Origin of the sequence: Methylocystis iwaonis, assembly GCF_027925385.1 — a bacterium.
Lineage (GTDB): Bacteria > Pseudomonadota > Alphaproteobacteria > Rhizobiales > Beijerinckiaceae > Methylocystis > Methylocystis iwaonis.
The window spans coordinates 2053315-2075040 of sequence record NZ_AP027142.1 but is presented as its reverse complement, the minus strand read 5'-3'; the positions used below and the strand labels follow the sequence as shown (position 1 = coordinate 2075040).

Here is a 21726-nt window from a genome sequence, read left to right as displayed (position 1 = left end):
TGCCGCCAGAAAATCATAATTATCCCGATTCGACAGGGCAATGCGCCTAGCGCTTTCTCGTCGCAAAAGCCTGTCCACTTTTGCGGAATGCGCTCTAATGTCCGTAGAGGTAAATCACGTAGGAACTGAGAAAATAGCAGGCGGAGAGAGCAAGGCTGGTCCAGCCCATCAGCCCAAAAAAGCGGGTTGATGGCCGGTAAAGAAGGGCGACGATGACAATGCCGGACATAATGACGGCCGCAAAAGCGGTCACGGCGTGCGTCGGCGACACGGCGGCGAAAAGAGCGCCGCTACGGTAAGCGACATCGTCGATCGCCAGGATCAGCATATTGAACAGATTGCTTCCCAGAAGATTGGCGATACCCATATCCAGCGCGCCGATCCGCACGGCGGCCAGCGTGACGATCATCTCGGGGGCGGATGTTGCAGCCGCGATGAACAGGGTGCCGACAAAGGTCGCCCGCCATCCCATCGCCTCGGAAATCTCCATGCCGACAAATGGCAACCAGATACCCGCCGCCGCCACGACCACTGCGGCGGCGAGGTAGCCCAGGACGGCGCGGGCGAGCCCGACGCCTGGCCTGGCGTCCTGCGTGTCCCAGGTGACTGGGCGGCGGGCCTCATAATCGAAAAGGGCGCGCATCGCCACAAGGTAGAGGACGATCAGCACGGGCGTGAAAATCCCGATGTGAGAGAACGCGGGCGCGAAACCGCTCGATCCGACCAGAACTGAGGCTCCGGCAAAGCCGATCAGGATGACCCCGAAGCCCGCCGTGAGCACGTGGCCCTGATCCATTCGGGTGAAAACCGAACTTTCGCGGCTCATGACGTCGAGCAACACCAGGATCACCAAATTGAAAATGCAGCTTCCTAAGGCGTCGCCAACTGCAATGTTCGGCGCTGCGGCGGCTGTGACGGCGCTCACGCCCGTGAAAAGCTCGGGAAGAGAGGTCGCCGTCGCCAGGAGCAACAATCCGATCCATCCCCGCGACAAGCCCGTCTTTTGGGCGATGACGTCTCCATATCGGCTGAGTGAGGGCCCGGCGACGGCAATCAGGGAGACGCAAACGACGAACTTGCCCCAGACTTCCATCATCAGTGATGGCCCCCATTTGCTTCCTCCAGAAACCCGAGCCGCCGTAGCAGCAAGGGCATCGTGAGCCCCTGGATCACGATGGAAAAGCCAACCACGGCGAATGTGGCCACCATGATCTCGTCGCGCATCGGCAGGGTTGGCGGCAGCGAAAGCGCGAGGGCGAGCCCCAGGGCGCCCCGCAGACCGCCCCACCAAAGAACATGCTGCTCGGGGAACGTCACCGCCCAGCGGGAGCGCAGGAACGCCGAGCTGATCGGGTAAACAGTCAAGGCGCGGCCGATCAGCCCAATGAGAATGGCCCCGGCAATGAGTTTAGGGCCATAGGACTCGAAAGGCGCGCCGGCGACGTCGATCCCGATCAGCAGAAACACGACCGAATTGGCGACAAAGGCCGCATATTCCCAAAAGGAGACGACAAACTCCCGGCCTTTCCGGGTGAGATAGCTCTTATCCTCGGCGCTCAGAAGCCCGAGGTTCCCCATCATCAGCCCCGCTGTCACGGTCGCGAGCACGCCGGAGACGTGCAGATGCTCGGCGAGCAGAAAGGAGCTGAAAGCGGCAATCGTCGTCAGCGCGGCTTCGACAAGATGCTCGGATGCTCTTCCGGCCAGAAGGATGGCGGCGGCGCCGCACGCCGCCCCGACGCCGATCCCCCCAAGGACGATGCGCGCGAGCGTGCCGAGGGTCTCCAGGCCAAGCTGCTCGCCGCCTCCCGCCAGCGCCCAGCCGAGCGTCACGGCAAAAAGGACCGCCGCCGCCCCGTCGTTCATCAGGCTTTCCGCCTCGACGAGCAGCCGCATCCGCCCATGAATTTTATTGTCCTTGAACATGGCGATGATCGCCACGGGGTCGGTTGCGGCGATCAGGGAGCCATAGACGAGCGCCGATGCGAGTGGCCACCCGAGCAGCGATGTCATTCCGGTCGCCACGGCGGCGGCGGCGGCTGCCGTTCCCAATGTCGAAAGCGCCAGGATCGGCGGGCCGTCGCGCCGCAGTTCACGCCATGGAATGCTGAGGGCCGCCTCGAAGAGAAGCGGCGGCAAAATCAGGTCGTAGATCAAGTCGTGGGTGAGATGCGGCCCAAAATCTGTGTGTGAGAGCGTCAGCGCCGCCCCGACGACGACCAAACCGACAGTATAGGGCAGCTTGATTTGGCGCGCCCCGATCGCGACGATCATCGCCACGGCCAAAAGCAGGACGACCTGTCCTATGCTCTCATCCATCTCAACTCTTCTCTCACATGAATTACGTTGCTGGGAATAACGCGAAAGGCAGGGAGCTTGCGCGGCGGGATCGTTGTGTGCGCAGCTCGATCATAGGCACACCGTCTCCCGAGAAATGTCCAGCGTTTTCGGACATTCGTGGAGCGCTCCAACCACACGAGATGGGCTTGATCGGTTCGCGGTCATTCCCGACGCTCGTAAAATGAGCGATCGGACCGCCGTCATTGCGAGGAGGCGGAGCCGACGAAGCAATCCAGCGCCGCATCGCCGCCCTGGTTTGCTTCGCTTCGCTCGCAATGACGGCTCTGAGCAAAACCAGCGCTCTTGTGGCTCTGGATTCCCCGTCGGGCTTTCAGCCCGCCGGGAAATGACACGTCCCCATGCGTTCTATTCAAACGGAAACGGTAACTTCAGAAAGTGAAGGCGGCTGGGCGCGGCGGGACTGCAGATTTGGCCGCGGAACGCTAACGAGACGACGCCCTACGCAGCCTTTCGAAATCTTCCCCCGCATGATGGGACGAGCGGGTCAGCGGCGAGGCGGCGACATAGGCGAAGCCCTTGGCGAGCGCGATCGCTTTATAGGCGTCGAACTCCTCCGGGGTAACGAAGCGATCGATGGGATGATGCTTGCGGGTCGGCTGGAGATATTGGCCAAGCGTCAAAAAGTCGACATTGGCGCTTCGCATGTCGTCCATGACCTGCATCACCTCGTTGCGGGTTTCGCCGAGGCCCAGCATCAGGCCGGATTTGGTGAACAGCTTCGGGTCGAGTTCCTTGGCGCGCTGGAGCAGACGCAGGGAATGGAAGTAGCGGGCGCCCGGCCGCACCGTGACATAGAGCGACGGCACGGTCTCGAGATTATGGTTGAACACATCCGGGCCAGCCGCCACGACCCGCTCGAGCGCCGCCTCCTTGCGCAGAAAATCGGGCGTCAGAACCTCGATCGTCGTCCCCGGACAGACCTGGCGGATCGCTTCTATGGTGCGGGCGAAGTGCTCGGCGCCGCCGTCGGGAAGATCGTCACGGTCGACCGAGGTGACGACGACATGGGAGAGCCCCAGGGCTTTGGTCGCCTCCGCCACCCTGCCCGGCTCGCTCGGGTCGAGCGGCGCGGGCAAGCCGGTCGCGACGTTGCAGAAGGCGCAGGCGCGGGTGCAGACCTCACCCATGATCATGAAAGTGGCGTGCTTTTTCTCCCAGCACTCGCCGATATTGGGACAGGCGGCCTCCTGGCAGACGGTCGCGAGGCCGGAGCCCTTCAATAGCGCGCTCGTCTCGCCCCAGGCGGCGGACCCAGGCGCCTTCACCCGTATCCATGGCGGCTTCCTCAGGACCGGCTGATCCGGCCGCGCGGCCTTTTCGGGGTGGCGCAGAGCCGCCGGCTCCCGCGCCTCGCTGTTGGGCCGAGGGTCGTCGTTGAGCAAATCGATGGTGGGCACAGGGCGCCTCCTGCGCCCTTATCTACGCATGGGACTGGTGAATAGCAATGTCGTCGCCAGACTCCGGCGGATGCAGCCGTCGCCAGGCATGCGCGAGCCACAAAGCCCCGATGGCTGCGGCTGTCAGCTCGTTGGCGCCGCCAAGTTCAGCCTGCCCGAACAGGTGGGCAAATTCCGCCCCCATCCACGCCCCGCAGACGCCAATCATCGAGAGCGAGCTGGACCAGCCCGCTCGTCCCCGGGGCCGCGCGAGCAGCCAGCCGACCATGGCGCCGATCGCCAGGAAAGAGACAAATTGAACGCAAGGGAAAAGGGCGGAAGCGCTGAACGCTTCGTCGAACATCGCCGACATAGCCAACCCCGAAGGCTCGCCGCCAAGCCCTGTGGCCTGGCGCTCCTGCGGCCAAGAGACCAACGTCGAAAGGACGTGAATGTTCCAGTTGAAGATGAAAAAATTTGGCTAGGAAAAAGTTCGCAAATTTATGGAGAGGCCGTTTTCGCGAGGGCGCGGCCAAAGCGTTTGTGCTCTTGTTTGACATTAGTCTCGTCATTGCGAGGAGCGAAGCGACGAAGTAATCCAGGGCAGCCACGGCGGCCCTGGATTGCTTCGCTTCGCTCGCAATGACGGGCGGTCGTCTCCACCTCCCGACGCGCATCAAGAGACTTACATTTCAACTTCAACATCATTCATTATGATATTTAAAAACAATATGTTGCATGCTCATCTTACACTAAAACATGAACTAATCCTCTACAGATACTCGACCTCCAGAACCCCAGGGATGTCCCGTAGCGCGCTCGCTACGTCGGCATTGACGGGGTAAGAGCCCGGCAGGCGAATTTCGACCTCTTCGGGCGCAACGTCGCGTTTGACGAGCAGCGACACCTCGCCTTCGCCCCTGCCGGAGAGCCTGCCTTTAATCCTATCGAGCGGACTTTGGTCGCTGACGACGATCCGCAAACCCTTCTGCGCGCGGGCCGCGGCGGCGGCGAGAGGCGTGACCGAGACAATTCTGGCGCGCACATCGTCGCCATCGACGCTCGCCGTGAGCTGCACCAAAACGGCGGCGCCCTTCTCCAGCGCGTCGCGATATTGGTTGAGCGCCTCCTGGAAAAGAATGGCCTCATACTGGCCAGTCGGGTCCGATAATTGGACGATGCCCATCTTCGAGCCGGACTTGGTGCGCCGCTCGGCGCGGTCCAAAACCACTGCCGCGAGGCGGTCGGCTTCGGCGCCGCGCTTCACCGCCGCCGAGAATTTCGCCCAGTTTGTTACCCTCAATTTGGGTAGGAGGCCGGCATAGGCGTCGAGTGGGTGGCCGGAGAGGAAAAAGCCGGCGGCCTCATACTCCCGCCGCAGCGTCTCGCCCGCTGGCCACGGCTGGACCTTGGGCAGGACGAGGTCGTCCGCCTCGGCCTCGCCGAAGAGCGCGTTCTGACCCGCCTTGCGATCCTCGGCGTGGCGGTTAGCGGTCGCGAGCACGCTTTCAATGGCCGCAAAAGCGCGCGCGCGGTTCGGCTCCAGCTCGTCGAAAGTCCCGCAGGCGGCGAGATTCTCGAGCACCTTTTTGTTGACCTCGCGCGGGTTGAGCCGCCGGGCGACGTCGGAAAGGCTCTTGAAGGGCCGCTCGCCCCGCGAGCGCACGATCGACTCCGCCTGCCCCTCGCCCACCCCTTTGATCGCGGAAAGCGCGTAGCGGATCACCTGCTTGCCGTCGGGAGCGGTCGCGACGTCGAAGTCGACGCCCGAGCGCTTGATCGAGGGCGGCTCCACGGCAATCCCGAGCCGGCGCGCCTCGTCGCGAAATTCAGCCAGCTTGTCGGTCTGGCTTTTATCGAAGGTCATGGAGGCGGCGAGGAACTCGGCCGGATAATGCGCCTTGAACCAGGCCGTCTGATAGGCGATCAGCGCGTAAGCGGCTGCGTGCGACTTGTTGAAGCCATAGTCGGCAAATTTCGCCAGCAGGTCGAAGATCATATTGGCGAGCTCCGGCGCCAGCTCCCGCTCGACGGCGCCCTTCACGAAGCGCTCGCGCTGGGCGTCCATCTCGGCCTTGATCTTCTTGCCCATGGCGCGGCGCAGCATGTCGGCTTCGCCGAGCGTATAGCCGGAGAGCGCCTGGGCGATCTGCATGACCTGTTCCTGATAGATGATGACGCCGAAGGTCTCCTTCAGGATGGGCTCGATCTTGGGGTGGTAGTAGTTCGCCTCCTCGTCGCCGAGCTTCACGGCGCAATAGGTCGGGATATTGGCCATCGGGCCCGGCCGGTAGAGCGCGACAAGGGCGATGATGTCCTCGAACCGGTCCGCATGCATCTCGACCAGGGCCTTGCGCATGCCCGCGCTTTCGAGCTGGAACACGCCCACGGTCTCGCCGCGGCCGAGCATGGCGTAGGTGTCCGTGTCGTCGAGCGGCACTTTGGCGAGGTCGAAATCGGGGTCGCGGCGGCGCGCCAGCCGGCTCGCCATGGCGAGCACGGTCAGCGTCTTGAGGCCGAGGAAGTCGAATTTGATGAGGCCGGCTGGCTCGACCCATTTCATATTGAACTGGGTCGCCGGCATGTCGGACTTCGGGTCGCGGTAGAGCGGCGCCACCTCATGCAACGGCCGATCGCCGATCACGACGCCGGCGGCGTGGGTCGAGGCGTTGGAATAGAGCCCTTCGAGCGCGCTGGCGATCTTGAAGAGTCGCGCCACGCGCTCGTCCTCGTCGACCGCCTCGCGCAGCTTCTGCTCCCCGGCGAGCGCCTCGGCGAGGCTCACGGGCTTGGCCGGGTTCTGCGGCACGAGCTTGGCAAGCTTGTCGACCTGCCCCAACGGCATTTCCAGCACGCGGCCGACGCTGCGCAGAACGCCGCGCGCCAGGAACGAACCGAAGGTGATGATCTGCGCCACCCGGTCCGCGCCGTAGCGGTCGCGGACATAGTCGATCACCTCGCCTCGGCGAGTCTGGCAGAAGTCGATGTCGAAGTCGGGCATCGAGACGCGCTCGGGGTTCAGGAAGCGCTCGAAGAAGAGGCCGAAGCGGAGCGGATCGAGGTCGGTGATGGTCAGCGCATAGGCGACCAGCGAGCCCGCGCCCGAGCCGCGGCCCGGCCCGACCGGAATGCCCTGCGACTTGGCGTATTTGATAAAGTCGGAGACGATCAGAAAGTAGCCGGGAAAGCCCATCTTCTCGATTGTGCCGAGTTCGAAGTCGAGGCGGTTGAAATATTCCTCCCGCTCATGGCCCGGCGCCGGCCCGTGGGCGGCAAGCCGCGCCTCCAGCCCTTCGACCGCCTGGCGTCGCAGCTCTTCGGCCTCGACCTCGGTGAGAGGCCGGTCGCCAGGCGCGTCGCGCAGGAAGCGCGGCATGATCGGCTTGCGGGTCTTGGGCCTATAGGCCGTCCGGCGGGCGATCTCGATCGTATTGGCGGTCGCCTCCGGCAGGTCGGCGAAGAGCGCGAGCATTTCGGCGCGCGTCTTGAAGTAATGCTCGGGGGTGACGCGGCGCCGCTCGGCGACGCTCGTCACCGTGCCTTCGGCGATACAGAGCAGCGCGTCATGGGCCTCGAAATCACCGCGCGAAGCAAAGTAAGGCTCGTTGGTGGCGACCAGCGGCACGCCCCGGCGATAGGCGAGATCGAGAAGCTGCGGCTCGACTTCCGCTTCGGATTGAAGCTTGTGCCGCTGGATTTCGAGATAGAGCCTGTCCTGGAAAAGCTCCTGCAGCGTTTCGAGCCGCGTGCGCGCGAATTCCGGCCGCCCGGCGGCGAACATGCGGTCGAGCGGCCCATCCGGCCCGCCGGTCAGGGCGATCAGCTCGGCGGCGTCCTCGGCGAGGGCCGCAAGCGAGACATGCGGCTCGTCCCCCTCCTCCGTGTCGAGATAGGCGCGCGAGGCGACGCGCATGAGGTTGAGATAGCCAGCTTCAGTCTTGGCGAGGAGCACGATATTGGCCAGCGCCTCGTTCCGCCCCAAGGGGCCGCTCGTCTTGGCGTCGGCGAAATCGACGCGCAGTTGCACGCCGGCAATCGGCTGAATCCCCGCTTTGGCCGCTTTTTCGGAGAATTCCAGGGCAGCGAAGAGGTTGTTGGTGTCGGTGACGGCGAGCGCCGGCTGCTCGTCGCGCACGGCGAAGTCGATCAGCTTGCCGATCGTGAGCGCGCCTTCGCGCAGCGAAAAGGCCGTGTGGAGATGGAGATGGACGAAGCCGGCGGAAGTGGCGCTCATGGCCGGAGTCTAGCGCTTGCGAAGGCGCCCTGAAACCAATGTTTGCGACCGTCCACAGTGGCCTGGACCGCGCGCCTTCAGGCGCGCTTTGAAGGCGCGCGCCGTTTGTTGACAAACCTCCGAGGCGGCCTCGTCCTTCGAGATGCGAGCTACGCTCGCTCCTCAGGATGAGGCCTAAGTGTTTGACCAAATTGCAGAAGCTCCTCATGCTGAGGAGCCTGCGAAGCAGGCGTCTCGAAGCACGAGGGGCGTCACCGCCACTTCGCCAACAAACTGGGCGCGCGCCTGAAGGCGCGCGGTCCAGCTTCCCCCCAAACGACCAACGCCCGGCCGGGGAAGCTCCCCGCCGGGCGTCTGATACTCCGCCCCGGACGAAAGGGGGCCGCGAAACGGCGTCTTACTCTGCCGCCGTCGTGAAATTCTTCGTGGCCGTTTCGATCGGCTTGAAGGCTTCCTTGGCGATGGCGGTGTACAACTCGCCGAGCTTGGTCGCCTCGGCGACGAAATCTTCATAGGCGCTCTTGGCATAGTCCGACTGCAGCGCGAAGGCTTCGTCGATCTTCTTCACCGTGACGAGCTTCTCGGCAAGCAAACGGCTCTTCTCAAAAGACTTCTTGGAATAGTCCGTCGTCTCGGCGGCGATGTTCTGCCAGCCCTTCGTGACAGCCGCCGCGGCGGCGGAGACGGCTTCGAAGTGCTCTTTTCCGAGCTGCTGTACGCTTTCGAAATTGGCCACCATTGGCTTCGTCCTCATAATATGGCGCCCCGCCCAGCGCCGCCCCCTGGCGGCGCGACCCACGCGCCTGCTGACAGCACAGTTATATGCGTTGCACAAATACGCGTCAATTAAAATGTTGCATTGCAAAATTGCCATAGAAAATCCTGTTTTGGCTTAACTCCCGGGTAACCGCGTTCTCTTACCCTTGATAACTGTAGCGTTTATGCGACGCCAATCCACGGTTGTCGCCTCGCGCTAGCGCCAGTTCCGTAAGAGGCGTGTGGCAAATGTCGAAACCGAGTCAGCTGGATCGTCTGGCGCAACCCCGTTCCCTCGCTGCTATTTTCGCGGTTGTCATGGCGTTCGTCGCCATCACGGCGATCCCGGCGGAAGCGCGCAGGCATGGCCATCGCCATCACGCTTCCTATAGCCGGCACGTTTTCCATCATGCCTTCGCGCATCACAGAGGCGTCCGTCATGCACGCCATGCGCGCAGCCATCGCTTCTACGCCTCGACGGCGGGCGAAGGCGCCGGCGAGATGGTCGGCGAGCATCACGGCTTCGCCGCCATTGTGGTCGACGGCAACAGCGGGAAAACTATCTACGCCCGCAACGAGCACGAGCTGCGTCACCCGGCCTCCGTCACCAAGGTGATGACGCTCTATCTCCTGTTCGAGCAGCTCGAGAAGGGCCAGCTGAGGCTCGACTCGCCGCTCATGATCTCGGGTCACGCAGCCGCGCAGGCGCCCTCCAAGCTCGGTCTGCAGCCAGGCGAGACGATCAGCGTCGAAAACGCCATCAAGGCGGTGGTCACCAAATCCGCCAATGACATCGCTTGCGCCATCGCCGAGAACATCGGCGGCGACGAAGCCAGATTTGCGCAGATGATGACGCGCAAGGCCCATGCGCTCGGCATGCGCAACACGCATTACGAGAATGCCTCCGGCCTGCCGAACCCGCGACAGATCACCACGGCCTATGACCTTGCGATCCTCGGCCGCGCGATCCAGGACCGCTTCCCGCGCTATTACCGGTACTTCTCGACGCATAGCTTCGCCTATAACGGCGCGTTGCATCGCAACCACAACCATCTCCTCGGCCGGGTCGAGGGCATGGACGGCATCAAGACGGGCTATACCCGCGCCTCCGGCTTCAATCTGCTGACCTCGGTCCGCCGGCACAGCCATCATATCGTCGCCGTCGTCATGGGCGGAACCAGCGCGGGCGCACGCGACCGCATTATGGCGCAGCTCATCGAGCAATATATCGGCGGCGGCGCTTCGACGCGCACGGCCGCGGCCATAACGGAAGACGACAACGCCGCCGAAGAAGTTGCCGCCGCCCCGACCGCCGTCGCCGCGCTCGAACGCGCGCCCGCCTTCTCCGCGCCGGTCGCCGAGCGTCAGCCGGAACGGACCGCCTATGCCGCCGAAGAGCCGGCAATCGATTCCGAAACGGCCGTGGGCTCCATCCCGCGACATGCCGCGGCGCCCGTCCTGAAAGAAAAGATCGAGAAGCCGATCGAGCGCGCGCCGCAGGTCGACGCCGCCGCGCAAGTGCGCCCGGCCTTTGTCTCGGGCGTGCAGAAACGCGTCGCCGAGGAGCCCGCCGTCGCGGAGAAGAAGGGACGCGGCAAGGCTTCCGAGAAGAAGAGCGCCTCCCCCATCGCCGACGGCTCGACCTCCGGCCGGCCGACCAAAGGCATTACCGTCGCGACGACGACGCCCGCCGCCATTCGCTCGACCACCAATGTGGCGAAGGTCGACGCCGCGCGACCGACGAAGCCCGGTTGGATGATCCAGATCGGCGCGGCCGAGGACCCGGCGAAAGCCAATGAGCTGCTCTCGCGCGCCCGCAGCCAGCTTCAGGGCTTCCCCGCCACCGCCAAGTCCTTCACGGAGAAGGTGCAGAAGGGCAACGAGACCCTCTACCGCGCCCGCTTCGCCGGTCTCGAGGAAGATAGCGCTCAGTCAGCCTGCAAGGCGCTGAAACGCGCCGGCTTCGCCTGCTTCACCACCAAGAACTAAAAAAGAAGAGACCCCGCCGCCATGTCCGCCACCTGGGACCGCCTCGAGGGCTCCCGTCGCGCCTCAGTGATGGCGCCGCATCAGGACATCCTTAGCTTCATTCACGCGGGCGGCCAGATCCGTCGTCCCGCCAAGATCTGGATGAAGCTTTTTCATCAGATCGCGATGAGCCCGCGCAATGTCAGCGGCGGCCGCACCCTTTTTCAGGCCGAGGATTTCGTAGGCTTCATCCTCGGTAATCGTGCCCGCTCGGCGCGCGCGCGTCTCGCCGCCCCCCGAGTCGCGGTTCGGATCGCTTGCCGCACGCCATCCGGCAAAGCGGCGGTCCAGATACGCTTCAAGTAGCCGCGCCCCGTCGGGATCGTCACGCAGACACATATTGTAGAGGTCGAGAAGCGCCGGCCGGGTCAGGGCGTCGAGCCGCTTCCCCTCATTCCTGCCGGCGAGGATCATGCCGCGAATGGCGCCGGTCGCATGGTCGAGCTCCATCTCGATCATAGCCGAGCGAACACGGGAAACTCCGGCCCCTCCTGCTCCGGCGTTGCGCAATCCGGCGCGCTCCGAGCGCCCCATGATCCACAGGCCGGCCGCGCCAAGGGCGAGGCCGAAGTCGATCCGCCCGCGCGCCAGCAGCAGGCCGCCGAGCGCCATCAACAGAAATCCGCCCCCACGCCTGATCATACGCGCCAGAATGGCCGGCGACGCCTTCGTATAGGCCTTGAGCGCGAAGAGCGTGAGCGCGAGCGCGAAAAATCCCATCAAGACCGGCATGGCTTATCGTGACCCCATCTGCGACAGCAGCAGACGCGCAGCTCCCTCGCCCTCGCCCGCGCGTTTTTCCAGTTCCGGCAATCCGCCAACGGCATAAGCAGCGGCGGCGCCAAGCAGTTCCGCGAGACGGCGCGGCGCCGAAAGATCGAAGGCGGCGTAGGCGCCCCCGGAGAGGCGCGCAATCTCCTGGAAAGCCGTTCGCGTTTTCGCGTCCTGGCCCTCCTGGAACATGAAGGCCTTGAGCCCGAGAAGGCCCATCTCGCCGGCCGCGCCGCCCAGATGATCGATCTTCTCCTCCATCGCGTCGCCGATATAGACGAGCGCGCCCACGCGCTCGGATCGCGTTTCGTCGAGGGCGTGGCTCAACACGCGACCGATTTGCGTGTGGCCTGCCTGACAGGAGATCTGCGACATCAGAGCGCCGAGCCCCTCGCCCTGCGAGACGAAGCGCGAGGCGCGGCACTCCCTGAACCCGCGGAAGTAGACAAGCTGGACGTCGAGCCCGCCCTGCGCGGCGGTCGTGCGAAACATCTCGCCCTGTATGGATTGCGCCAAATCCCATGTCGGCTGGCGGCTCATTGTGGCGTCCAAGGCGAAAATCAGCCGCCCCCGCGCGCGCCGCTCCGTGACGCCGCGCGCCTTTTCGAGAAAAGCGTCGATGTCGCCATTACGTGCGGGGCGCGGCGCCGGCGCCTTGTTTTGTTCGTCGCCCACTTTTGTTCACGTCGCTTGTTCGTAACGATATATAAAATCGTGCCAGCGGCCTACAAAGCAAGTGGCCCGAGCGAGAGTTGGAAGCTACGCCGGATGGCGCGGAACGCAAGCGCGAGAGGGGCAATATGCAAGCGCATCATCGGACCGCGAGCCTTCAGGCTCGCCCCTTGGAAGCGAGCCTGAAGGCTCGCGGTCCAGGACATCTGCGCGGAGGGCGTTATGGAGCGTGAAACGGCTGCTACGCCCATCGCCGCCTTGCCGGCTGAGGACAGCGAGAATGTTCAGGCGCTCATGCGCCGCTTCGCGCTCGAGCTTGCAGAGAGCGGCGTGCGGGTCGCGGGCGTCACGCAGATGCGCGGCGCCGACTCGGCGGGCCGTTCACGGATTTTCCTGCGCGATATCGCTTCGGACGCTGAATTTGTGATCTCGCAGGACCTTGGGCCGGGCTCCGTCGCCTGCAATCTCGACACAAGCGGGCTCGCCATGGCCTGCGCCTCCGTCGAGCATGCCGCGCGCGCGGGCGCTGGTCTCATCGTCGTCAGCAAATTCTCCAAGCAGGAAGCCGAACGCGGCGGGCTTTGCGACGCCTTCCGCGCCGCCATGGCCGCGCATGTTCCCGTGATTGCGGCGGTGTCGCCGCATTTTCGCGATGAATGGCGCCGCTTCGCCGGGCCGCTCGCCGAAGATGTCGCGCCGACGCGCGAGGCGCTGCTCGAATGGTGGTCGCGCGCGCGGGTTTCAGCCTGAGGCGCGTGAGCGGAAGGTCAGCCTGTCAGCATGGCGCGCCTGCGATTCCGCGATGGGCGCGTCATCCGGCTCCCGGGGGCGGCAAGCGATCGCCACCAGCGCATAGCTGACGATCTGGAGCAGAAACCACGATCCGAGCTTGCCGACGCCGACCGGCTTCCAGATCGCAAGTTGATCCGGATAAAGCCAGACATGGCTGTAAGTGGCGATGTTTTCCGCAAGCCATATGAAGCAAGCCGCAAGGAAGGCCGCAAGCAGCAGCGGCATCGTCCGCCAGCCGTGGTGGATGCGGTAATAGATGGTCGTGCGCCAGAAGATCGCAGCGCTCGCGGCGAACAGAACAAGGCGCATGTCCGCGACATAGTGATGCGCGAAGAAATTGACGTAGATCGCCAGGGCGAGCGCGCTCACCTGCCAAAGCGGCGGATGTTTGTGGAAGCGAAAATCGAAGAGCGCCCAGGCGCGCATCATATAGCTGCCGACGCAGGCGTACATGAAGCCGGTAAATAGCGGCACGCCGCCGATGCGAAAGAAGGCGGGTTCCGGATAGACCCATGAGCCATGCGCCGTCTTGAAGATTTCCATCGCCGTGCCGACGATATGGAAGAGAAAGATTACGCCGGCTTCCTCGAGCGATTCGAAACGCAGAAGGATCAGCGCCGCTTGTACGCCAAGCGCGGCGAGGAACAGGAAATCATAGCGCGCAAGGGCCGCATGGGCGGGATAGAAGAAGCGCGTCGCCAATACGAGAGCGACCATCAGGCCGCCGAAGAGGCAGGCCCACGCTTGTTTGATTCCAAAGCGGACGAACTCATAGACAAAACGTCGCGCCGGCTTTTGCGAGGCCCATCGCCCGAGGCGCGCCTCTTCTTCGACAAAGCGCGCGAGCGGCGGCCAAAGCTCCGCCGCGCTTTTTTCCCTTAATCCACGTTCACCTGACTGCCGGCGCATAAAGTAGCCCGCCCTTATTCCACAAAGCGTTCAAGCGACGCTCCATATTGAGCGGCGAGGACTGCCCGAGATTGCGCTCGAACACATCGGCGTAATTGCCAACATGCTTGATGATTCGATAAGGCCAGTCGCCCGGCAGCGCGAGACCGACGCCGCGGTCGCCTTCGACGCCGAGGAGATGGCGGATGCGCGGCTCCTCAGACTTCAGAGCGGCGTCGACATTCGCGTTGGAAATCCGCTGCTCCTCCGCGTCGATCATCAGGAAGAGCGTCCATCGCACGATGGAAAGCCATTGGTCGTCGCCCTGCCGCACCACCGGCCCACGCGGCGCCTTGGTGAGGAGATCCGGCAGGACGTCGTGCTCCACTGGCGCCGCCAGCTTCGTTCGCGCCCCATAGAGCGTCGCGGCGTCCGCCGTCAGCGCGTCGCACTCGCTCTTGTCATAGCCTGCGGCAGCCTCCTCGAATGTGGCGAAGAGCTTGGGTTGATAAGACGTTTTGCGTTTGTGGAAGAAATCCGCGAGCTCCAATTCATAGGACGTGCCCTGCTGCACGCAGACGGCGACCTCGGCGAGATCCTGCGCCGAGGCGAAACTGCGTTGTCGGCGCACGAGAAAAGACTGGCCGTCATGGAGCGAGACGCCCGCGTAAATCACCCGCTGGCCGCCGTCGCGGGTTTGCGTCCAAGGCGCGGCGCTGGCCAGCAGATCGACCCAGCCGGCTTGCAGCGACGGAACGCGCTCCTTTGCGCTGAGGCCGAGGAAACGGACTTTCGTGGGATCGTCGAAAATGGCGGCGGCGACGGCGCGGCAAAAGTCGACGTCGAAGCCGCGCCACTCGCCGTTCTCGCCCGAGGGCTGCGCAAACCCCGGCGACTCGACGACGCCGCAGGCGAGATAGCCGCGTTTAACGACGCCCGCGAGCGTCGGCCCGGCCTCGGTCTGCGCCCAAGCGCCCTGCCCCGACAGAATGGGCAAAAAGCCGGCAAGCACGATCGCTGTGGCGACGGCGAAAAACAAGCGTCGTGCGATCATGTAAGAGGCTCGGATTTGGACGGTCGCTATATTACGTTCGACCCAGGCAGGCGCAAGCGGGCGCTCGGCGAGCCAAGGACCATGATGAAGAGCGATAAACACGAAAAGCGGCAAAAAAAGCGTATTGCCACGGTTGTGACGCAAGCCGGTAGAGAACCCTTCGAGCATTTCGGCTTCGTCAATCCGCCGATCTATCGCGGCTCCACCGTGCTTTTTCCGACTGTCGCGGAGCTGGGCACCCCGAGCCAGCCCTACACCTATGGCACGAAGGGCACGCCGACGACGCGCGCTTTGGAAAAGGCCTGGAGCGAGATCGCCGGCGCCGAGGACACGGTTCTGGTCCCCTCGGGGCTCGCCGCGATCGCTCTGGCGCTGCTCACCGCCACCAAGGCCGGCGCGCATCTTCTCGTGACCGATTCCGCCTATGCGCCGACGCGCTTCTTTTGCGACGGCTTCCTGGCGCGATTCGGCGTGACGACGGAATATTATGATCCTGCAATCGGCGCGGACATAGCGGCGCTGATCCGGCCCGAGACGACGGCGATCGTGCTGGAATCGCCGGGCTCGCAGAGCATGGACATCCAGGACGTGCCGGCGATCGCCGCCGCGGCGCACGAAAAGGGCGTCTGCGTCATCCTCGATAATACTTGGGCGACGCCGCTTTACTTTCCGCCGCACGACCGCGGCTGCGATCTCGCGATCGAAGCAGGCACCAAATATCTCTCCGGTCACTCCGACCTGCTGCTCGGCCTCGTCTCGGCCAATGCAAAATGGGCCAAGCGGCTGCGCCACACCTTCAATCTCTTCGCGATCGGCTCCGGGCCCGACGACGCCGCGCTCGCGCTGCGCGGCCTGCGCACCATGGCGCTGCGTCTACGCGAACAGGAGCGCGCCGCGCTCGACATCGCCAATTGGCTGGCGGCGCGGCCGGAGGTCTCGCGGGTGCTGCATCCCGCCTTGCCCGACCATCCCGGCCACGACATCTGGAAAAGGGATTTTTCCGGCTCCTCGGGCGTCTTCTCGATCATATTGAAACCTGCGTCCGAGGCGGCCGTCGCAGCCTTCGTCGACGGGCTGGAGCTTTTCGGGATCGGCTACTCCTGGGGCGGCTTTGAGAGCCTCGTGCTGCCCTTCGACTGCACGTCCTACCGCACGGCGACCAAATGGCAAGCGGAAGGGCCCGCGCTGCGCTTTTCGATCGGACTCGAGGACGTCGCCGATCTCAAGGAGGATCTCGACGCGGGCTTCGCGCGGTTGACCTCCTAGCCCGTCATTGCGAGCGAAGCGAAGCAATCCAGGGCCGCGGCGGCTGTCCTGGATTGCTTCGTTGCTTCGCTCCGCGCAATGACGTTAGCGTCAGTCGTCAAAAAACGATCGACTTTCCGAATGCCAGTATGATCTCTCGCAACTCGGGTTCATCCACCTGCTCGGCCGCGAGGGCGTAAGGAAACCAATAGGTCGCGCGCTCCGATTTTTCCGGCCATTTCTTGCGCTGCAATTCGACTCGCAGCGGGAACACTTCGACAAGGCACTCGACGGCGGAGCCCGACTTGAGCCGCTTGGGATAGTGGTATTCGCCGAGCTTGGTCTTCTCGATCTTGCCGTGCAGGCCGGCCTCCTGCTGCGCCTCGATGGCGGCGACGATATGCGGCTTACGCCCCTTCATCGGCCAGCCCTTGGGGATGATCCAGCGCCTGGTGTCGCGCGACGTCGCAAGCAATATTTCGACGCCCTTCTTCGCGTCGACACGCCAAGGCAACGCGCCATATTGCATGCGCGGCGCTCCGGGAGGCTTTTTCTTCGCCTTGTCGGCGGATGATTTCTTTGGGGCCTTCATGCGGGGCTTCGTTCTAGTTGGGCAGGCGGCTGGCCGGCCCTGCTGGCCCAGGGCGAAGACTGATCTATACCGTTTTCCTGTTCTCCGGTCTTGGACAAACGCTGTCGTCGGCGAATTGAACACACGCCCGTCTTGCTGATTTACCGCGTCGTGCTGCCGGTCCTGTCGTCCTTCCCGAAGCTGATCTCGCCGGTCGGCCCACTGGTCTCGGCCTGGGCGGGGGCCGCTTTCATGCTGGCGGTTCGCCGCAGCATGGCGCGCAGCCGATCGCGCACGGCCGAGGACATGAAAGAAGCGTTGCGTAGCGGTACGAACTTATCGCTGCGATAGACGAAGGCGCCGGTCTCCTCCACCAATATGTCGCCGCTCTGCAAGGTCGGATCTTCCCGGGCGGTCTTTTCGAAAAACGCTTGCGAGGTGCTCGGATCGTTGCAGACGCAACTGCTGTTCGCCTTGTCCCGGAAAGCGAAGGCGGCGGGCAGGGCCGAATAGCGCTGACCCTTGGAATTGCGCGCCGTCTCGATCGAACCGCCGTCATATATCTCCACCTGAGCCGACGGGCAGGCGAGCTCGCAGGATTGCTGGCGCGACGCGCGGGTCGATTTGATCAGCGGGAAAAAATAACCGTCGCAAGTGCGCACGCAAAAACCGCCGGCGTTTGTCGACGCGAAGCCGCTCCCTTCCTTCGGTTGGCCGAAACGCAAGTCACCCTGCACCTTGGCGCGCCGCCGCGCGGAATCCGGTGCGCGCTGCGGCGCCATCTGCACGGGCTCGGGATCGGAGCCGAAAAGGAAATCCAGCAGCCCCGCCTCCGCCTGGCTGGAGAGCCCGGTGGCGAGAAGCGCCGCGAAGACAGCGAAAATTGGTCGATGGAGCCGCATCTGCGCCGTTCCCGTTTCCTTGTCGCGCCCACATTGGCGACCCCGGCAGGATTCGAACCTGCGACCCACTGCTTCGAAGGCAGTTGCTCTATCCGGCTGAGCTACGGAGCCATCAGTGTAAGCTTGCCGCTCCGCCGGCGGCGAAACGGTTTTCTGAATAGATCAAGCCGCCCTTGGACAGGCAACCTGCTACATAAATATGTCGAATCTGGCGACCCCGGCAGGATTCGAACCTGCGACCTACTGCTTAGAAGGCAGTTGCTCTATCCGGCTGAGCTACGGGGCCTTGGAATTCGAGGTCAATGCGTCCACAAACCAATACGATTGGTTCTGAAATTATCCGAATAGGTCACGGTGCGGCGCGAGGCGGTCTCGGGCTTGGGCTCTTCTACCCGATAGGGAATTCCCTCGCGCTCGGCGTAAGCGATCGCTTCTTCCTTGGTCTCGAAACGCAGGCGAATTTGCTGCTTCATGTCGGCGGAGCTGGTCCAGCCCATGAGCGGCTCGATCGAGCGCGGCAGCTCGGGGTCGAAAACCAGACGCCAGGGCTTGGCGGAGCCCGGTCCCGACTGCGTCACGCTCGGCGATTGGCGATAGATGCGAGCCGTCATCTCAACCTCTTGCTTCATTTGGAGCGGCGGCGGGCGCCGCCCTCGTCTCAATTGCCGCGTTTCAGGCGCAAGCCGTCGCTTCCTTCGTAATCGGCGGAAGACAATTTGCAACCCGAACTTTTCAGTTATGCGACCTTTTGGCCAGGACCGCGAGCCTTCCGGCTCGCGCTTTGATCCTGCGAGCCGGAAGGCTCTCGGTCCCGGCTGAATGCTGGTCGGGGCAGCAGGATTCGAACCTGCGACCTGAAGTACCCAAAACTTCCGCGCTACCAGGCTGCGCTATACCCCGACGATCCGACGAAAAGCCTTCCCTTCGCTATCACGCGGCGCCCTCCCCCACAAGGCGGGGGGCGCGCGTCGAAAGCCCGTTAGCGTTTGAAGGCCCGATGCCGAATCTGGTCGCCTCTTTTCAGGCCGATCTTATCTGCGACGCCGGCGTTGAGCTCGATCACGGCATAAGCGGGGCCGTCCGACGAGATGACCTCTTCCGACATGGGAACGGTATTCGCCGCGACCCGCGTCACCAACCCCTGCCGCGACACAAAGATCATGTCCAGCGGAATATAAGTGTTCTTCATCCACATCATGACCGGCCCTTCGACATGGAAGTCGAAAAGCATGCCCTGATTCTGGGGCATGGATTTGCGATACATCAGGCCCTTGGAGCGCTCGCTCGGCTTGTCGGCGAGTTCGACCTGAAATTCATGCGCGCCGCTCTCGGTGATAATTTCCAGCCGCTCCAGCGCGGCCTCCGCTCTTGCGCCCACCATCGCCAGGCAGAGGATGATTACGGGAAACAACGCTCGGAAGATGGGCAGGACAGCAAAACGTCTCACCACGGCAGATCCACGCGCCATATGCGCACTCCGATCGACAGGGCGCTCGGCTGAGGGGTTATCGGCCGATGCGCCGCTTTTCAGTGGGAGGGATTCTTGGCTTCGAGCGGGCGCACCTCGGCGGCCATCAGCCCCTTCGGGCCGTCGCCGTAACGCACCAGCACGCTGTCGCCGGGCTTGAGTTCGGTCATGCCGAAGCGTCGCACCGTCTCCATATGGAGGAAAATGTCCTCCGTGCCTTCGCCGCGCGTGAGGAAGCCGAATCCCTTCACGCGGTTGAACCACTTCACAATGGCGATTTCATAGCCGCTCGTGGCCTTGATCTGGACATGTGTGCGGGCGGCGGGGGACTGAGCCGGATGCACGGCCGTGGTTTCGTCCATCGCAATCACGCGGAAGACCTGTAAGCCCTTCGTGCGTCTTTGCGCCTCGCAGACCACGCGCGCGCCCTCGAAAGCGGTCTGATGGCCGCTGCGGCGCAGAATGGTCACGTGTAAAAGAATATCGGGCGAACCGTCGTCCGGCACAACGAAGCCATAGCCCTTGGCGACGTCGAACCATTTGATGCGCCCGGCAACTTCGATAAGATCGAGAGCCTCTTCGCCCTCGGCGGCGGGCGCAGCGCCCAACTCGTCTGCAAAAGTCACCTTCGCTCCCAAGCGACCAACTCCCCGTGCTGATCCAGAGCATTCGACCGGCGCAGTCTGCGAGCTATAAAAATCTCGAATCGCTGCGTGCCAAATGAATCACTGAGGTAAAGATAGCATTGACGACGTGGCGTCCAACCAAAGAATTTGACCGAGAGCGCAAAACCTTGTGGATACACGCGAAGAGGGCAATTGTTTGATCTTTGCCAGCGCTCAATGCCGGGCGCGCGCAATTCGATTTGATTTGATTTTCTTCTTTGCTGTAGATGTCCTAGCCGGCCGCTGCAGCGCAGCAGCTTCGAGGCGACGCCATGCGCCCCCGCCGCGCCCGCGCCGGCGGCCGCGTTTACGAGGATTTGACAAATCCGCCGTCGCGCGCAATCGAAAGCTGCGCGGACTTGTCGAACAAGGCGATCCCCGCCCCCTTCACCCATCTTGGAGCCGCCGCATGACCGATCTTTCGACTGCGCATTCGGGCGTTTCTGCTGCGCAAGGCGCACACGCGCGCGACGCCTCCCCTTATGATCTCGCGGCGATGGTCGCCGCGCGCGAAGACGAACGCTTCTCGCTGCACTCCAAATATCTCAATGAAATGTGGGTGCGGGTGCTCAAGACGATCGGCTACGACGTCGGCTTCACGCGCGGCCTCGGTCCCTATCTGTGGGACCGTAAAGGCGACCGCTATATTGATCTCCTGAGCGGCTGGGGCGTGTTTGCAATCGGCCGCAATCATCCGGCCGTGCGCGACGCCCTCGTCAGCGTGATCGACGGCGAATTTGCCAATCTCGTCCAGCTCGACGTGTCGACGCTCGCCGGCATACTCGCCGAGAAACTCATCGAGCGCGCGCCTTATCTCGAGAAAGTCTTCTTCGCCAACTCGGGCGCGGAGTCGATCGAAGCCGCGATCAAATTCGCGCGCGCCGCCACGGGGCGTCCTGGAATTCTCCACTGTGCGCATTCCTTCCACGGTCTGACCTATGGCTCGTTGTCAATGAATGGCGACGAGATATTCAAGAAGGGCTTCGGACCACTGTTGCCGAATGCGCGGGAAATCCCCTTCGACGATCTCGCCGCGCTGGAGCAGGCGCTGGCCGGACGCGATGTCGCGGCGTTCTTCGTCGAGCCGATCCAGGGCAAGGGCGTCAACATTCCCGCCGACGATTATCTCGCGGGCGTGCAGGCGCTTTGCCGTAAATATGGAACGCTGTTCGTCGCCGATGAAATACAGACCGGCATCGGCCGCACCGGCAAATTCTTTGCGATCGACCATTATGCGGGGGTGGAGCCCGACATGGTCGTCGTCGCCAAGGCGCTTTCGGGCGGCCATGTGCCGGTCGGCGCCGTGCTCACGCGCAAATGGGTCTTCGACAAGGTTTTCGATCGCATGGACCGCGCCGTCGTGCATGGCTCGACCTTCAGCAAGAACGACCTCGCCATGGCGGCGGGCGTCGCGACGCTCGATGTGATCAAGAACGAGCGCATTGTCGAAAACGCCGCGGCGAAAGGCGAGCGCCTGCTCGCATCGTTCCGCAAGATGGCCGAAGGCTATGAGCTCGTCTGCGACGCGCGCGGCAAAGGACTGATGATCGGCGTCGAATTCGGCCCGCCGAAATCCCTCAAGCTGAAAGCGGCGTGGAACCTGCTCGAGACCGTCAATTCCGGCCTCTTCTGCCAGCTCATCTCCATCCCGCTGTTCCGCGACCACAAGGTGCTGACGCAGGTCGCCGGCCACGGCAACCACACGATCAAATTGCTGCCGCCGCTGACGCTGACCGACGCCGATTGCGACTGGATCGAAAGCGCCTTCGACGCGGTGATTGCGGACGCCCATGACGCGCCTTCCGCCGTCTGGTCGCTCGGCAAGACGCTTGCCGGCCACGCGATCAAGGCGGGCATCGGCCGCTGATCCTCGCCGGCCGCGCAGGGAGCTTACCTTCGCGGCCGGAACGCTATTTGCCCTGAGTGGAAGGCGCGCCGCCGAG

20 protein-coding genes and 3 tRNA genes are annotated in these 21726 nt (G+C 63.6%); 5 read left to right on the top strand and 18 right to left on the bottom strand.

The window, feature by feature from the left end; all coding sequences use genetic code 11:
* Positions 1–94: 94 nt before the first annotated feature.
* The 6 genes from QMG84_RS10040 to QMG84_RS10015 form a co-directional block, all read right to left on the bottom strand.
* Entirely contained in the window at positions 95–1093 is a 999-nt protein-coding gene (locus QMG84_RS10040) for a sodium:calcium antiporter (protein WP_281931972.1), read from the bottom strand.
* Between the two features lie 2 nt (positions 1094–1095).
* Positions 1096–2319 (bottom strand): cation:proton antiporter, encoded by a 1224-nt coding sequence (locus QMG84_RS10035; RefSeq protein ID WP_281927629.1) that lies wholly within the window; start codon positions 2317–2319, stop codon positions 1096–1098.
* A 464-nt stretch (positions 2320–2783) separates the two neighbouring features.
* Positions 2784–3758 (bottom strand): lipoyl synthase, encoded by a 975-nt coding sequence (lipA, locus tag QMG84_RS10030; protein WP_434085941.1) that lies wholly within the window; start codon positions 3756–3758, stop codon positions 2784–2786.
* Positions 3759–3780: 22 nt separating this feature from the next.
* Positions 3781–4110 (bottom strand): hypothetical protein, encoded by a 330-nt coding sequence (locus QMG84_RS10025; protein ID WP_281927628.1) that lies wholly within the window; start codon positions 4108–4110, stop codon positions 3781–3783.
* A gap of 399 nt (positions 4111–4509) precedes the next feature.
* On the bottom strand, positions 4510–7971 hold the full coding sequence (gene dnaE / locus QMG84_RS10020; RefSeq protein ID WP_281927627.1) for a DNA polymerase III subunit alpha: 3462 nt from the start codon (positions 7969–7971) through the stop codon (positions 4510–4512).
* A 397-nt stretch (positions 7972–8368) separates the two neighbouring features.
* Positions 8369–8710, bottom strand: coding sequence for a phasin family protein (locus tag QMG84_RS10015; protein ID WP_202072023.1), 342 nt, complete (start codon positions 8708–8710; stop codon positions 8369–8371).
* A 266-nt stretch (positions 8711–8976) separates the two neighbouring features.
* Here QMG84_RS10015 and QMG84_RS10010 point away from each other — a divergent pair, with 266 nt between their 5' ends.
* A complete protein-coding gene (locus QMG84_RS10010; RefSeq protein WP_281927625.1) occupies positions 8977–10716 on the top strand; it encodes a serine hydrolase in 1740 nt (579 codons plus the stop codon).
* Positions 10717–10779: 63 nt separating this feature from the next.
* Here the strand turns inward: QMG84_RS10010 and QMG84_RS10005 are convergent, their stop codons facing one another.
* Together QMG84_RS10005 and QMG84_RS10000 are read right to left on the bottom strand one after the other, a co-directional pair.
* Entirely contained in the window at positions 10780–11487 is a 708-nt protein-coding gene (locus tag QMG84_RS10005; RefSeq protein WP_281927623.1) for a DnaJ domain-containing protein, read from the bottom strand.
* 3 nt (positions 11488–11490) lie between these two features.
* The gene (locus QMG84_RS10000) at positions 11491–12201 is read right to left on the bottom strand and encodes a VWA domain-containing protein (protein ID WP_281927621.1); all 711 of its coding nucleotides are present in this window, start codon (positions 12199–12201) and stop codon (positions 11491–11493) included.
* Between the two features lie 219 nt (positions 12202–12420).
* Between QMG84_RS10000 and QMG84_RS09995 the strand changes: the two genes are divergently transcribed.
* A complete protein-coding gene (locus tag QMG84_RS09995) occupies positions 12421–12948 on the top strand; it encodes a DUF2478 domain-containing protein (protein WP_281927619.1) in 528 nt (175 codons plus the stop codon).
* Here QMG84_RS09995 and QMG84_RS09990 read toward each other — a convergent pair.
* Both QMG84_RS09990 and QMG84_RS09985 read right to left on the bottom strand, forming a co-directional pair.
* A complete protein-coding gene (locus tag QMG84_RS09990; RefSeq protein WP_281927618.1) occupies positions 12940–13899 on the bottom strand; it encodes a DUF817 domain-containing protein in 960 nt (319 codons plus the stop codon). The two genes, QMG84_RS09995 and QMG84_RS09990, sit on opposite strands and share 9 nt — an antisense overlap.
* The gene (locus QMG84_RS09985) at positions 13880–14932 is read right to left on the bottom strand and encodes a transporter substrate-binding domain-containing protein (RefSeq protein WP_281927616.1); all 1053 of its coding nucleotides are present in this window, start codon (positions 14930–14932) and stop codon (positions 13880–13882) included. Before QMG84_RS09985 ends, QMG84_RS09990 begins: the two co-directional genes overlap by 20 nt.
* An 84-nt stretch (positions 14933–15016) precedes the next feature.
* On the opposite strand from QMG84_RS09985, the gene metC reads away from it, so the two are divergent.
* Positions 15017–16198: a cystathionine beta-lyase gene (gene metC, locus QMG84_RS09980; RefSeq protein ID WP_281931968.1), complete on the top strand. Its 1182-nt coding sequence runs from the start codon at positions 15017–15019 to the stop codon at positions 16196–16198.
* A gap of 97 nt (positions 16199–16295) precedes the next feature.
* Here the strand turns inward: metC and QMG84_RS09975 are convergent, their stop codons facing one another.
* From QMG84_RS09975 to QMG84_RS09940, 8 genes are all read right to left on the bottom strand, one after another.
* The gene (locus QMG84_RS09975) at positions 16296–16769 is read right to left on the bottom strand and encodes an NUDIX hydrolase (protein WP_281927615.1); all 474 of its coding nucleotides are present in this window, start codon (positions 16767–16769) and stop codon (positions 16296–16298) included.
* A 140-nt stretch (positions 16770–16909) separates the two neighbouring features.
* Positions 16910–17650, bottom strand: coding sequence for a DUF2865 domain-containing protein (locus QMG84_RS09970; RefSeq protein WP_281927613.1), 741 nt, complete (start codon positions 17648–17650; stop codon positions 16910–16912).
* Between the two features lie 34 nt (positions 17651–17684).
* Positions 17685–17761, bottom strand: a tRNA-Arg gene (locus QMG84_RS09965).
* A 98-nt stretch (positions 17762–17859) separates the two neighbouring features.
* A tRNA-Arg gene (locus QMG84_RS09960) sits at positions 17860–17936 on the bottom strand.
* 13 nt (positions 17937–17949) lie between these two features.
* A complete protein-coding gene (locus QMG84_RS09955; RefSeq protein ID WP_202071722.1) occupies positions 17950–18261 on the bottom strand; it encodes an ETC complex I subunit in 312 nt (103 codons plus the stop codon).
* A gap of 212 nt (positions 18262–18473) precedes the next feature.
* Positions 18474–18550: transfer RNA gene (locus QMG84_RS09950), tRNA-Pro, on the bottom strand.
* Positions 18551–18629: 79 nt separating this feature from the next.
* Positions 18630–19118 (bottom strand): DUF192 domain-containing protein, encoded by a 489-nt coding sequence (locus QMG84_RS09945; protein ID WP_281927611.1) that lies wholly within the window; start codon positions 19116–19118, stop codon positions 18630–18632.
* A 59-nt stretch (positions 19119–19177) separates the two neighbouring features.
* Positions 19178–19756: a cold-shock protein gene (locus QMG84_RS09940; protein WP_202071720.1), complete on the bottom strand. Its 579-nt coding sequence runs from the start codon at positions 19754–19756 to the stop codon at positions 19178–19180.
* A gap of 299 nt (positions 19757–20055) precedes the next feature.
* Here QMG84_RS09940 and QMG84_RS09935 point away from each other — a divergent pair, with 299 nt between their 5' ends.
* Both QMG84_RS09935 and QMG84_RS09930 read left to right on the top strand, forming a co-directional pair.
* Positions 20056–20196: a hypothetical protein gene (locus QMG84_RS09935; protein ID WP_281927609.1), complete on the top strand. Its 141-nt coding sequence runs from the start codon at positions 20056–20058 to the stop codon at positions 20194–20196.
* On the top strand, positions 20193–21650 hold the full coding sequence (locus QMG84_RS09930) for an aspartate aminotransferase family protein (RefSeq protein ID WP_413661869.1): 1458 nt from the start codon (positions 20193–20195) through the stop codon (positions 21648–21650). Before QMG84_RS09935 ends, QMG84_RS09930 begins: the two co-directional genes overlap by 4 nt.
* Positions 21651–21726 lie beyond the last annotated feature (76 nt).

What these genes read in the sequence shown, in the direction of transcription:
- QMG84_RS10040 (WP_281931972.1), bottom strand. Translation starts at nt 1,093, where the DNA reads ATGGAAGTCTGGGGCAAGTTCGTCGTTTGCGTCTCCCTGATTGCCGTC.
- QMG84_RS10035 (WP_281927629.1), bottom strand. Translation starts at nt 2,319, where the DNA reads ATGGATGAGAGCATAGGACAGGTCGTCCTGCTTTTGGCCGTGGCGATG.
- QMG84_RS10025 (WP_281927628.1), bottom strand. Translation starts at nt 4,110, where the DNA reads ATGTCGGCGATGTTCGACGAAGCGTTCAGCGCTTCCGCCCTTTTCCCT.
- dnaE (WP_281927627.1), bottom strand. Translation starts at nt 7,971, where the DNA reads ATGAGCGCCACTTCCGCCGGCTTCGTCCATCTCCATCTCCACACGGCC.
- QMG84_RS10015 (WP_202072023.1), bottom strand. Translation starts at nt 8,710, where the DNA reads ATGGTGGCCAATTTCGAAAGCGTACAGCAGCTCGGAAAAGAGCACTTC.
- QMG84_RS10010 (WP_281927625.1), top strand. Translation starts at nt 8,977, where the DNA reads ATGTCGAAACCGAGTCAGCTGGATCGTCTGGCGCAACCCCGTTCCCTC.
- QMG84_RS10005 (WP_281927623.1), bottom strand. Translation starts at nt 11,487, where the DNA reads ATGCCGGTCTTGATGGGATTTTTCGCGCTCGCGCTCACGCTCTTCGCG.
- QMG84_RS09995 (WP_281927619.1), top strand. Translation starts at nt 12,421, where the DNA reads ATGGAGCGTGAAACGGCTGCTACGCCCATCGCCGCCTTGCCGGCTGAG.
- QMG84_RS09990 (WP_281927618.1), bottom strand. Translation starts at nt 13,899, where the DNA reads ATGCGCCGGCAGTCAGGTGAACGTGGATTAAGGGAAAAAAGCGCGGCG.
- QMG84_RS09985 (WP_281927616.1), bottom strand. Translation starts at nt 14,932, where the DNA reads ATGATCGCACGACGCTTGTTTTTCGCCGTCGCCACAGCGATCGTGCTT.
- metC (WP_281931968.1), top strand. Translation starts at nt 15,017, where the DNA reads ATGAAGAGCGATAAACACGAAAAGCGGCAAAAAAAGCGTATTGCCACG.
- QMG84_RS09975 (WP_281927615.1), bottom strand. Translation starts at nt 16,769, where the DNA reads ATGAAGGCCCCAAAGAAATCATCCGCCGACAAGGCGAAGAAAAAGCCT.
- QMG84_RS09970 (WP_281927613.1), bottom strand. Translation starts at nt 17,650, where the DNA reads ATGCGGCTCCATCGACCAATTTTCGCTGTCTTCGCGGCGCTTCTCGCC.
- QMG84_RS09955 (WP_202071722.1), bottom strand. Translation starts at nt 18,261, where the DNA reads ATGACGGCTCGCATCTATCGCCAATCGCCGAGCGTGACGCAGTCGGGA.
- QMG84_RS09945 (WP_281927611.1), bottom strand. Translation starts at nt 19,118, where the DNA reads ATGGCGCGTGGATCTGCCGTGGTGAGACGTTTTGCTGTCCTGCCCATC.
- QMG84_RS09935 (WP_281927609.1), top strand. Translation starts at nt 20,056, where the DNA reads ATGCGCCCCCGCCGCGCCCGCGCCGGCGGCCGCGTTTACGAGGATTTG.
- QMG84_RS09930 (WP_413661869.1), top strand. Translation starts at nt 20,193, where the DNA reads ATGACCGATCTTTCGACTGCGCATTCGGGCGTTTCTGCTGCGCAAGGC.